The organism is Spirillospora sp. NPDC046719 (assembly GCF_040645715.1).
In the GTDB taxonomy this organism is placed as follows: Bacteria; Actinomycetota; Actinomycetes; order Streptosporangiales; family Streptosporangiaceae; genus Spirillospora.
The window spans coordinates 1-11,196 of record NZ_JBEYYT010000321.1; the positions used below are offsets into that span (position 1 = coordinate 1).

General features: G+C 74.8%; 10 protein-coding genes and 1 pseudogene. 8 read left to right on the top strand and 3 right to left on the bottom strand.

Annotated features, from left to right (window positions below; all coding sequences use genetic code 11):
- Positions 1–13: 13 nt before the first annotated feature.
- Together ABZ914_RS36930 and ABZ914_RS36935 are read right to left on the bottom strand one after the other, a co-directional pair.
- Positions 14–805 (bottom strand): SAM-dependent methyltransferase, encoded by a 792-nt coding sequence (locus tag ABZ914_RS36930; protein ID WP_433151551.1) that lies wholly within the window; start codon positions 803–805, stop codon positions 14–16.
- 166 nt (positions 806–971) lie between these two features.
- Positions 972–1,340 (bottom strand): PH domain-containing protein, encoded by a 369-nt coding sequence (locus ABZ914_RS36935; protein ID WP_190863549.1) that lies wholly within the window; start codon positions 1,338–1,340, stop codon positions 972–974.
- Positions 1,341–1,591: 251 nt separating this feature from the next.
- Between ABZ914_RS36935 and ABZ914_RS36940 the strand changes: the two genes are divergently transcribed.
- Entirely contained in the window at positions 1,592–1,789 is a 198-nt protein-coding gene (locus tag ABZ914_RS36940; RefSeq protein ID WP_433246882.1) for a hypothetical protein, read from the top strand.
- Here the strand turns inward: ABZ914_RS36940 and ABZ914_RS36945 are convergent.
- On the bottom strand, positions 1,774–2,832 hold the full coding sequence (locus tag ABZ914_RS36945; RefSeq protein ID WP_500198988.1) for an Lrp/AsnC family transcriptional regulator: 1,059 nt from the start codon (positions 2,830–2,832) through the stop codon (positions 1,774–1,776). The two genes, ABZ914_RS36940 and ABZ914_RS36945, sit on opposite strands and share 16 nt — an antisense overlap.
- A 127-nt stretch (positions 2,833–2,959) precedes the next feature.
- Here ABZ914_RS36945 and ABZ914_RS36950 point away from each other — a divergent pair, with 127 nt between their 5' ends.
- The 7 genes and pseudogenes from ABZ914_RS36950 to ABZ914_RS36980 all read left to right on the top strand — a co-directional run.
- A complete protein-coding gene (locus ABZ914_RS36950; RefSeq protein WP_500198990.1) occupies positions 2,960–4,519 on the top strand; it encodes an ABC transporter substrate-binding protein in 1,560 nt (519 codons plus the stop codon).
- Positions 4,519–5,526 (top strand): ABC transporter permease, encoded by a 1,008-nt coding sequence (locus ABZ914_RS36955; RefSeq protein ID WP_500198992.1) that lies wholly within the window; start codon positions 4,519–4,521, stop codon positions 5,524–5,526. Before ABZ914_RS36950 ends, ABZ914_RS36955 begins: the two co-directional genes overlap by 1 nt.
- Positions 5,523–7,355 (top strand): dipeptide/oligopeptide/nickel ABC transporter permease/ATP-binding protein, encoded by a 1,833-nt coding sequence (locus ABZ914_RS36960; RefSeq protein WP_500198993.1) that lies wholly within the window; start codon positions 5,523–5,525, stop codon positions 7,353–7,355. The genes ABZ914_RS36955 and ABZ914_RS36960 overlap by 4 nt, the downstream gene beginning before the upstream one ends.
- Positions 7,352–8,161 (top strand): ABC transporter ATP-binding protein, encoded by an 810-nt coding sequence (locus tag ABZ914_RS36965; protein ID WP_500198995.1) that lies wholly within the window; start codon positions 7,352–7,354, stop codon positions 8,159–8,161. The genes ABZ914_RS36960 and ABZ914_RS36965 overlap by 4 nt, the downstream gene beginning before the upstream one ends.
- Entirely contained in the window at positions 8,158–9,420 is a 1,263-nt protein-coding gene (locus ABZ914_RS36970) for an amidohydrolase (protein WP_500198996.1), read from the top strand. The genes ABZ914_RS36965 and ABZ914_RS36970 overlap by 4 nt, the downstream gene beginning before the upstream one ends.
- Entirely contained in the window at positions 9,417–10,973 is a 1,557-nt protein-coding gene (locus ABZ914_RS36975; RefSeq protein WP_500198998.1) for an amidohydrolase, read from the top strand. Before ABZ914_RS36970 ends, ABZ914_RS36975 begins: the two co-directional genes overlap by 4 nt.
- Positions 10,974–10,998: 25 nt before the next feature.
- Positions 10,999–11,196, top strand: a pseudogene (locus tag ABZ914_RS36980) (alpha/beta hydrolase); the annotation flags it as partial.

The following is an 11,196-nucleotide window of genomic DNA, read 5'->3' on the forward strand; positions in this document are numbered from 1 at the left end:
GCGGCCGCCGGGGTCAGGGCTTGCGGCCGACGCCCGCCACCAGCCAGCCCGTCGCGGGCTCGTGCGGGCGGTCGGGGCGCCACTCCGGCGCGGGGACGAGACCGGGGTCGACCAGGTCCAGGCCGTCGAAGAACGCGGCGATCCGGGACCGGGGCCGGGCGGTGAACACCAGCCCGTTCTCGGTGAGGATCCGGTCCTGCAGGGCGCGCTCGCAGGACGTCATCGCGTCGTCGGCGAAGTCGCAGATCGCCAGGTGCGAGCCCGGCGCCATCGCGTCGGTGAACGCGCGGACGATGCCCTCCGGGTCCTCCTCGTCGAGGATCGCGTCGAGCGTCGCGGTCATCAGCACGCCGACGGGGCGGCTCAGGTCGATGAGCGCGGTGACCTCCGCGTCGGCGAGGATCGCGTGCGGCTTGCGCGCGTCGCCGTGCACCGCCGTCGCGTTCGGCACGGCGTGCAGCAGCGCCTGGTAGTGGACGACGGCGACGCGGTCGATGTCGATGTACACGACCCGGCCGGCGGCGTCGCGGGCGTGCACGACCTCGTGCACGTTGCCCTTGCCGGGCAGGCCGCAGCCCACGTCGAGGAACTGGCGGACGCCCTCGTCCAGCATGTGGCGGACGGCGCGGCGCAGGAACTTGCGGTTCTCGCGGGGCAGCAGCCGGGCGGCCCGGAAGGAGCCGAACGCCTCGATGGCGACGGCGCGGTCGGCGCAGTAGTTGTCCTTGCCGCCGAGCGAGTAGTCGTAGATGCGGTTGAGGGCGGCGCCGGAGAAGCCGGGGCCGGGGGAAGGACGCTCTGTCATGGTGTCCCCTCGACTGGGAGCGGGGGTGGGTCGAGGAGCCTCCAGTCTAGTGGATCGCGATCACCGTACGCAGGTCCGACGTCGCGGAAAGCCACCATCGGTCCGGGCGGCGGGGGCCGGCGCGAGGCCCGTGCGGGACCGGGCACCGGCTCCGGCGCGGAGGCGGTCAGCGGGAGATGAAGTCCAGGATCACGTTGTGCACGTGGTGGCTCTTGTCGGCGCCGCGGAACTCGACCTCGTAGGAGATCGTCCCGACGTTGATCGCGATCGAGCCGGAGGAGAAGTAGGGCCCCGCCCACGACCTGTTGCTGACCACGCTGACCGAGGTGATCTTGGAGTACGGGATGCTGGTGATCGCGTACTTCTTGCCCGCGAAGCTCTTGTCCTGGATGATCACCCGCCGGTCGGTGAGGCCGACGAACCCGGTGCCGGTGCCGATCGCGTCGTAGACCGCGATGACCTGCTCGCCGGGCAGCAGCCCGCTCTCGATCTGCTTGAGCTGGCCCGACCTGTCGTGCTCGACGTCGTCGCCCATGTCCGTCCTCCGTGCTCGTGGGTGGTCCGACACGTTTCGACGAGCGTAGACCGCCGCCCGTTCCCGCCGCCCGCCGTTCCCCGCGCCCGCTCGCCGTCCGGTCCGCCGCGCGGGCGGAGCCGTATGGAAGGCGGCACATTCCGGACCGGGGCGTTAGGTCCGGTTCCGAGTGGGCACACCACACACACCCCCGGCCGCCGATCATGACCCGACCAGGAGAGCGCGGCGGCCCCGTCCCCCCGGAGGCAGCCGTGCGCGTCGGAACCGCCATCGTCCTGATCTGGCTGGTCATCGGTGCCATCGCCGCCGGCCAGCGGCACTACTACGACGACCGGAAGGCCAGCTGCGCCGAGGTCGGCACGGTCCTCGTGACGATCGTGGCCGGCCCGCTCAACTACGTGGGAGCGAACCCGAAGGTCCACTGCAAGACGCCTCAGCCGAGCAAGTGATCCGGCGCGGCCGCCGGGCCCGCCGCGACCGCGCCTGAGGGCGCGGTCTTCCTCGGGTCCAGCGGGACGCAGCCGATGCCGCGGCCCCGCTCGTCCAGCAGCCGGCCGACCCGCTTGATCCACTTCAGCGTGACCGACTGGTCGACGATCTCGATCTCGGGGTACAGCGAGACGAGCCGGGCCTGGTAGGCGGCCAGCTCGTGCATGCCGTGCACCCAGACGTTGACCATGAGGTTGGCGCGGCCGACGACCGAGCACACCATACGGGCCTCGCGCATCGTCGCGATCCTGTCGGCGACGGCCTGCAGCCGCGGCGGCGGGACCGCCAGCCACAGCATGCCGGTCACCCGCCAGCCCGCCAGCCAGTGCGCGGCCTCGCAGCGCAGCACGGCCCGCCCGCTGGACAGCATGCCGGTGAGCGCGCGCCGCACCCGCGCCTCCGGCATGCCGAGCTCGGCGGCGAGCGCGGTGTGCGGGCGGCGGCCGTCCGCCGCGAGCGCGAGCAGCACCGCCACCTCGTCGTCGCGCAGCGGACCGGGCTCCTGCCCGGTCGCGGTGCCGCTGCCGCGCTCCAGGTCGCGGCGCTGGTCCTGGCTGAGCGAGTCCAGCCGCCACCGGCTCGCCTCGCGGTGCAGGCGGTGGCTGAGGTGGGTGCGGGTGAAGGTGATCCCGTCGAGCGCGCCGAGCCGGTCGAGGACGTACCCGCTGACGGCGGCGACGCTCGTGGCGCTGACGGTCAGCAGCAGGTCGCGGCCGCCGGTGGTGTGCTCCACGCTGCCGGTGCACGGGTCGGCGGCGATCTCGGCCGCGATGCGCTGGTTCGCGCCGGGCAGGCAGCCGACCTCCACCAGCGCGAACGCGCCGAAGTCGAGCTGCGAGGCCCCCGGGTAGCAGGTCACCCACGCCTCGCCGGAGGCGCTGAGCCGCGCCCAGCGGCGCGACAGCGTGGCGGCGTCGACGCCGAGGGGGCGGGCGAGCCGCGCCCAGGACGCGCGGGGGTCGTGCTGCAGCGCGTTCACCAGCGCCAGGTCGAGCTCATCCATGCGCCGATTCCGTGCATGCGAGGGGGCGTTCACGCGGCATTCGTGCAATCTACTCGAGATTTCGCGCCGGACCCGATCCTGGTCTGCACCGCTCCCACCGTCCTCCTCGTTCCCCCGGGAGAAGCCCATGGCCCGTTTCCGCTCCGCCGTCCCGGCCGCCGCGCTGGCGGCCGCCGCGGTCCTGATCTCCTCCGGCTGCACGACCTCCTCGGAACCGTCCGCGGGCGGCGGCGGCCCGTTCCGGTACGCGGTGACCTCCGACGCCAACACCTTCGACCCGGCGCTCGGCACCGCCGCCACCGACTACTCCTTCGCCCGGATGCAGTTCGGCACCCTCGTCTACCGCGACGCCGACCAGTCGGTCGTGCCCGGTCTCGCCGAACGGTGGACCGCGAAGCCCGACTCGGCCACTTTCACCCTCCGCGAGGGCTTGACCTGCTCGGACGGCAAGCCGCTGACCGCCGGCGACGTCGCCGCGTCGCTGCGCCGGTGGGCCGACCCGAAGACCGGCGCCGCCGGGACCGGGCTGGCGTTCGGGCCCCGCGCGAAGGTCACCGTGTCGTCCGACGACGCGGCCCGCACGGTCACCGTCAGGCTGGCCCGGCCGTGGTCGGACCTGGTGCCCGCGATGTCGATGACCAACGCGGGCATCGTCTGCCCGCCCGGCCTCAAGGACCCCAAGGCCCTCGGCCAGGGACCGGTCGCGGGCGCGGGCACCGGCCCCTACACGCTGACGGACTCGCAGCGCGGCCGGCAGTACACCTTCAAGCTCCGCGACGGCTACAACGCGTTCCCCGCCTACAAGAAGGCGGCGGTGCCCGCGGGCGAGCGCCCGTCCACGGTGCGGCTGTCGATCGTGTCGAACGAGAGCACCGCGGCCAACCAGCTCAGCACCGGCGAGCTGGACTACGCGGCGTTCACCGGCCCCGACGCGGCCCGGTTCGCCGGCGGCGGCTACCACGTCCACGTCCAGCCGCTGCTGCGGATGTTCGTCGTGTTCAACGAGCGCAAGGGGCACCCCGGCGCCGACCCGGCGTTCCGCAAGGCGGTCACGCAGGCCCTCGACCCCGCCGCCTTCAACAAGGTCTACGGCGGCAAGGGCGAGGTGATGAAGAGCTGGAGCGACAGCACCGCCCAGTGCGCGAACACCGACGGCTCCCTCGTCACCGGGACCGACCCGGCGGCGGCGAAGAAGGCCCTGGACGGCGTCTCCGTCAAGCTCAGCGGGACGAACGGGGTCGCCGGCGGGTCCGGCAACACCTACGTGCAGGAGGCGCTGCGCGCCGCCGGCGCCAAGGTCGCCCTGCGCAACGTCGACAACGCCACCTGGGCGTCCGACGTCCTGGCCAACAAGGGCGACTGGGACGTCACCGTGATGGCGCACCTGAACTTCCAGGGGACGCTCACGGCCGGCGCGATCCTGCTGACCGGGCCGAACCCGCCCGAGGGCCGCAACTTCGGCGGGATCCGCGACGGCGGCTTCGACGCGGGGTTCGCCAAGGCGATGGCCACCACCGACGAGGCCGGCAAGTGCGCCGCGTGGGGCGAGGCGCAGAAGGCGCTGCTTCAGCGGGACGACGTGGTGCCGCTGTCGACCGTGCCGGTCGCCTTCGTGCTCGGCAAGACCGCGGACGCCGTCGTCGCCGCCGGGGCCGTCGACCCGACCTCGTTCCGGGTGAAGGGCTGATGACGGCCGCCGTGCGGGAGGTCCCGGCGCCGGTGAAGGCCGGCGGCCGCGCCCGGAACCCGTGGATCGGGTTCCTCGCCCGCCGGCTCGCCGGGCTGGCGGGCGTGCTCGTCACCCTCGTCGCGGTCACGTTCCTGATGGTGCAGCTGATCCCGGGCGACCCGGCGCGGGCGCTCGCCGGGACGGACGCGACCGGCGCGCAGGTGGAGCGGTTCCGGCACGAGCTCGGCCTGGACCGGTCCCTGCCCGCTCGGTTCGGCTCGTACGTCTCGGGGCTCCTGCACGGCGACCTCGGCACGTCGTTCCAGACCCGCGAGCCGGTCGCGGACGTGATCGGCGGCCGGCTGCCGTTCACCGCGGAGCTGGCGCTGCTGGCGATCCTGCTCGTCCTCGCCGTCGCGGTGCCGCTCGGCATGGCCGTCGCCGTCGCGACCCGGGGCGGGAGGCGGCGCCGGCTGGACGCGGCGTTCACCTTCGCGACCGGGCTGCTCGGCGCCACCCCCGAGTACGTGCTCGGCACGCTGCTGGTCCTCGTCTTCGCGATCACGCTGCGGCTGCTGCCCGCCGCCGGCGCGTCCAGCCTGGCATCGCTGGTGCTGCCGGTGGTGGCGGTGGCGCTGCCGTCGACGTGCGTGCTGGCCAGGATCGTCCGGCGGGAGGCCGCGGTGGTGCTGAACCAGGACTACATGCGGACCGCGCGGGGCCGCCGCCTGCCGCCGTTCGCCCTGTACGCGCGGCACGCGCTGCCGAACCTGCTGACCAGCACGCTCACCATGGGCGGGCTGATGCTCACCGCGATGCTCGGCGGCACGATCATCGTGGAGAGCGTGTTCGCCTGGCCCGGCCTGGGCGGCCGCGTCGTGCAGGCGATCATCAACCGCGACTATCCGGTCATCCAGGGCACCGTGCTGGTCCTCGGGATCCTCGCCGCCCTGCTCAACCTGCTCATCGACGTGCTGCTCGGCCTGCTCGACCCGCGCACGCTGACCGCGAGGAGCACCTCATGATCCGCTCGTCCCGGGGCCTCGCCGCCGGGCTGGCCGCGCTCGGCCTGATCGCCGTCCTCGCCGTCGTCGCCCCGCTGGCCTGGGGCGGAGACGCGACGCACCTGTCCGGCGCCGCCCGCGAGGGCGTGTCCGGCGACCACTGGCTCGGCACCGACGCGCTCGGCCGCGACGTCCTGGCCCGCACTCTCGTCGCCACCCGCCTCACCCTCCTCATGACCCTGGCCGCGACCGCGATCGCCGGGACGATCGGGATCCTGCTCGGCACCGCCGTGTGGGTCGCGGGCCGGCGCGTGCGGGAGATCGGGCTGCGGCTCATCGACGTGATGGTGTCGTACCCGGCGATCATCCTCGCGCTGGCCGTCGCCGCGAACCTCGGCGCGGGCACGGTCGCCGCCGTCGTCGCGATCGGCGTCGCGTGGAGCCCAGCGTTCGCGCGGCTCACCGCCAACCTCGCCGCGTCCGTCGCCGGGCGCGACTTCGTCGCCGCCGCGCGGCTGCTCGGTGTCCCGCCGCACCGGATCCTCGTCCGGCACCTGCTGCCGAACATCGCCGAGCCGCTGCTGGTGCTGCTGTCGGTCGCGTTCGCCGGGACGCTGACGGCGCTGTCGGGACTGTCGTTCATCGGGCTCGGCGTGCAGGCGCCGTCCTACGACTGGGGCGCGCTGCTGAACACCGGCCTGGACGCGCTCTACACGAACCCGGCGGAGGCCCTCGGCCCGGCGGTCGCGATCACGCTGACCGGCGTGCTGGCGGGCTTCGTCGGCGACGGGCTCGCGGCGGGCGCCGACCCGCACCGGATCACGATCTCGGGGCGGGCGAAGAGGCCGTCCGTCCCGGTCGCGGCCCCGCCGGAGGACGGCGGCGCGCTGCTCACCGTGGCCGGCCTGCGCGTGTCCGCGGGCGCCGCCGACCTGGTGGACGGCGCGTCGTTCACCGTCCGCCCCGGCGAGATCGTCGGCGTGGTCGGGGAGTCCGGATCGGGCAAGAGCCTCACCGCGATGGCCGTCGCCCGGCTGCTGCCCGACACCGTCACCGCCGACGCCCGCACCCTGCGGCTGGACGACCTGGACCTGTTCGCCGGAGCCGCGCCCGACCGGCTCGCCACCGAGATCGGCGTCGTCTACCAGGACCCCGCCGCGTCGTTCAACCCGGCGCTGCGGATCGGCGGGCAGCTCACCGAGGTGCTGCGCCGGCACCGCGGCCTCGGCCGCCGCGCCGCCCGCGAGCGCGCCGCCGAGGCGCTGGAGGCCGTGCGGATCACCCGCCCCGAGGCGCGGCTGCGGCAGCACCCGCACGAGCTGTCCGGCGGGATGCGCCAGCGCGCGATGATCGCCTCGGCGCTGCTCACCGGCCCCCGGCTGCTGATCGCCGACGAGCCGACCACCGCGCTCGACGTCACCGTCCAGGCCGAGATCCTCGAGCTGCTCCGCGAGGCCAACCGCCGCGACGGCACCGCGATGCTGTTCATCTCGCACGACATCGGCGTCATCGCGTCGCTGTGCCACCGCGTCCTGGTGATGTACGCGGGGCGGATCGTCGAGGAGCTGCCGGTCGCCGACCTCGCCGCCGGACGGGCCCGCCACCCCTACACCCGCGCGCTGCTGGACGCCACGCCCCGCCTCGACGGGGACGGGGACGGGGAGCTGACGACGATCCCCGGGCGTCCGCCCGCGCCCGCCGACCGCCCGGCCGGGTGCGCGTTCGCGTCCCGCTGCGCGCTCGTCATGCCGCGGTGCGCCGAGGAGCGGCCCGCCGCGGTCGCCGTCGGCACGGACCACCGCGCCGCCTGCCACGCCGTCGGACTCACCGTGGAGGAGACCGCCTCATGACCCTCACCGCAGAGAGGTCCGCCGCCGCCGAACCGGCCGCCGGGAAGCTCGTCGCCGAGCACGTCACCGTCGTCTTCGGGCACGGGCGCCGCGCCCACACCGTCCTGGACGACGTCGGCCTCGCCGTTCCGGAGGGCACCACGGTCGGGCTCGTCGGCGAGTCGGGATCGGGGAAGTCGACGCTGGCCAAGGCCATGGTCGGGCTCGTCCGGCCCCGGTCCGGCCGGATCCTGCTGGACGGCGCGGAGGTGTCCGGCCTGCGCGGTGCCCGGCTCACCGCCGCGCGCCGCCGCGTCCAGCTGATCTCGCAGGACCCGAACTCCTCCCTCGACCCCCGGATGCGGATCGGCCGCGCGCTCGCCGAGGCGATCGACCCGCGCCGCGCCGACCCCCGCGCGCACGCCGACCGGATCGCCGCCGGGCTGGAGATGGTCGCGCTCGAACCCGACGCCGCCCGCCGCCACCCGCACGAGTTCTCCGGCGGCCAGCGGCAGCGGATCGCGATCGCCCGCGCGCTCGTCGCCCGCCCCGAGGTCGTCGTCGCCGACGAGATCACCTCCGCGCTGGACTGCTCCGTGCAGGCCGAGGTGCTGAACCTGCTCGCCCGGCTGCGCGCCGAGCTGAGGCTGACGATGCTGTTCATCTCCCACGACCTCGCCGTCGTCCGGCACGTCAGCGACTCCGTGGCGGTCATGCACCGCGGAGCGATCGTCGAGCGGGGCGACGTCTACGCCGCCCCGTCCCACCCCTACACCCGACGGCTGCTCGCGAGCGCGCCGTCACTGCCGCCGAAGGAGACCAGGTGACCAGCCGCGCCGCGGAGCGGACCCGCGAGACCCTCAGCGATTTCGGCGAGCACGCCGCCGGCCTGGGGGAGCTGTACCGCGACCTGCACGCCCACCCCGAACTCTCCTGGCAGGAGCACCGCACCGCCGGGATCGTCGCCGCGCGGCTGCACGCCGCCGGATACAAGGTCGCCGAGGGCGTCGGCGGCACCGGCGTCGCCGGCGTCCTGCGCAACGGGGACGGCCCGGTCGTGCTCGTCCGCGCCGACATGGACGCGCTGCCCGTCGCCGAGCGGACCGGCCTGCCCTACGCCAGCACGGTCCCCGGCGTCATGCACGCCTGCGGGCACGACGTGCACGTCACCTGCCTGATCGCCGCCGCCGAGGCGCTCGCCCGGCGGACCGCGCTCTGGTCGGGGACGCTGCTGGTCGTCGCGCAGCCCGCCGAGGAGCTCGGCGAGGGGGCGCTGGCGATGGTCCGGGACGCGGCGTGGCGGGGGCTGCCGCGCCCCGACGCGGTGCTCGGCCAGCACGTCGGCGCGTTCCCGGCGGGCGCGATCGTGCACCGCCCGGGCCTGATGATGTCCGCGGCGACCACGGTGGACGTGCGGATCTTCGGCCGGGGCGGGCACGGCTCGGCGCCCGAGACCTGCGTCGACCCCGTCGTCACCGCCGCGCATCTGGTGACGCGGTTGCAGACGATCGTGTCGCGGGAGGTGTCGCCGCGCGACTCCGTCGTCGTCACCGCCGGGATGCTCCGCGCCGGCACGAAGGCCAACGTGATCCCGGACGAGGCGCACGTGGCGCTGAACTTCCGCAGCCAGTCCGCGCGGGTGCGCGACCAGGTGCTCGCCGCGATCCGGCGGATCGCCGAGGCCGAGTGCGCCGCGTCCGGCTGCCCCCGGCCGCCGGAGCTGGCCGTGTCCGGCGACTTCCCGCTGACCGTGAACGACGCCGACGCCGACGCCCGGGTGTCGGCCGTGCACGCCGAGCTGTTCGGCGCGGAGGCGGTCATCGAGCACGGCCCGCTCATGGGCAGCGAGGACTTCTCGGTCTTCGGCTTCGCCGAGCACAACGGCGGCACCGCCGTCCCGTCCGACTTCTGGTTCTTCGGCGGCACGCCGCTGCAGGCGTGGATGGAAGCGCCGGGGGAGGGGCCCGAGGAGAAGCTGGCGACGATCCCGGGCAACCACAGCTCCCTGTTCGCGCCCGATCCGGACGCGTCCGTCCGGGCGGGCACGACGGCCCTCACCGGCGCGGCCCTGGCGTACCTGTCATGACGGCCGACCTCATCCTGCGCGGCCGCGTCCTCACCATGGACGACGCCCGGCCGTCCGCCGGGGCCCTGGCGGTGCGGGGGGACCGCGTCCTCGCCGTCGGCGACGACCTCGACGGCCTGCGCGGTCCCCGCACGCGCGTGGTGGACGTCGACGGCTGCGTCCTGCCCGGGTTCGTCGAGGCGCACGGGCATTTCCTGGGCGACGCGACCGTGCAGAGCCCGGCGCTGGTCGACATCCGGCCGGTGGTCCTGCCGACGGCGGACGAGGTGCTCGCCGCCGTCCGGGACGCCGTCGCCACGCGTCCGGTGACGGTGTGCAACGGCTGGGAGCCGCTGCTGCAGAAAGGACTTCCGGAGCCGACGCTCTCCTGGCTGGACGGGCTGGCCCCCGCCACCCCGCTGATCATCATGCACAATTCCGGTCACGCGGTGTTCTTCAATTCCGTGGCCATGCGCCACGCCGGACTGACCCCCACCACACCGGATCCCCCCGGCGGGCGGTTCCGCCGCGACGCCGCCGGAGAACCGGCCGGCGCCGCGTACGGGCCCGCCGCGATCTCCATGGTCACGAGGCATCTCCGCGACGGCGTCACCGACGCCGCTCCGGCCCTGCTGGCGGAGTGCGCGCGGGTGAACGCGCGCGGCGTGACGATGATGAGCGAGATGGCGTTCGACCCGGGCGCCCGGCCGCTGCTGGAGAACGTCCCGCTCACCACCCGGCTCCGCCTCTACGAGGTGTCGACGCCCGCGCTGAGCAGCGACGCCGAGCCCGGCGCGGGCGACGACCTGATCCGCCAGATCGGCATCAAGACCTGGGCGGACGGATCGCCGTGGACCGGGAACCTCGCCGCGTCGTTCCCCTATCTGTCCACCGGGGAGCGCCACGCCCCGAACTACAGCGCCGCCGAACTGCTGGAGATCTCGCGGGCCTATTACGCGCAGGGCTGGCAGCTCGCCTGCCACGCCAACGGGGACGAGGCCGTCCAGCAGGTCCTGGACGTCTGGGAGGAGATGCTCGCCGGCCGCGCGGACGACCGGCGCCTGCGCATCGAGCACGCGAGCTCGATGCGTCCCGAGCAGTTCCGGCGCGCGCACGCGCTCGGCGTCACGTGCAGCCTGTTCCCCGACCACATCTACTACTGGGGCGAGGTGCTGGACGAGCTGTTCGGCGCGGACGTCGCCGGACGGTGGGCGCCGATCGGCACCGCCCTGAGCACCGGGATGCGGGTCTCCCTGCACAACGACTCGCCGGTCACCCCCGCGAACCCGCTGCACAACGTCGCCGTCGCCGCGACCCGCACGTCCCGCCTCGGCCGCGCGTACGGGACCGGCGAGCGGATCGGCGTCCTGCAGGCGCTGCGCGCGCAGACGATCGACGCGGCCTGGCAACTGCACGCCGACGACGTCACCGGCTCCCTCGCGCCCGGCAAGTACGCCGACATCGCCGTGGTCTCCGCCGACCCGACCCGCGTCCCGCCGGAGGAGATCGGGGACCTGACGGTGGACGCGACGTTCCTCGCGGGCCGGCAGGTCCACGGCGACCCCCTGGGGTGACGGCGGCCGGAGTAGGGTGCGCGCCATGAGCGGGTATCGCAGGACGACCGTCGCCGTCCCCGGCGGCGACCTCACCGTGGGGATCTGGGGCGAGGGGACGCCGTCGGTCCTCGCCGTCCACGGCATCACCGGGTCGCACCTGGCGTGGGGCCCGGCCGCCGGCCGGTTCGCCGCCTCGGGCGGCGCACTCGCCGCCGTCGACCTGCGCGGCCGCGGCCGCAGC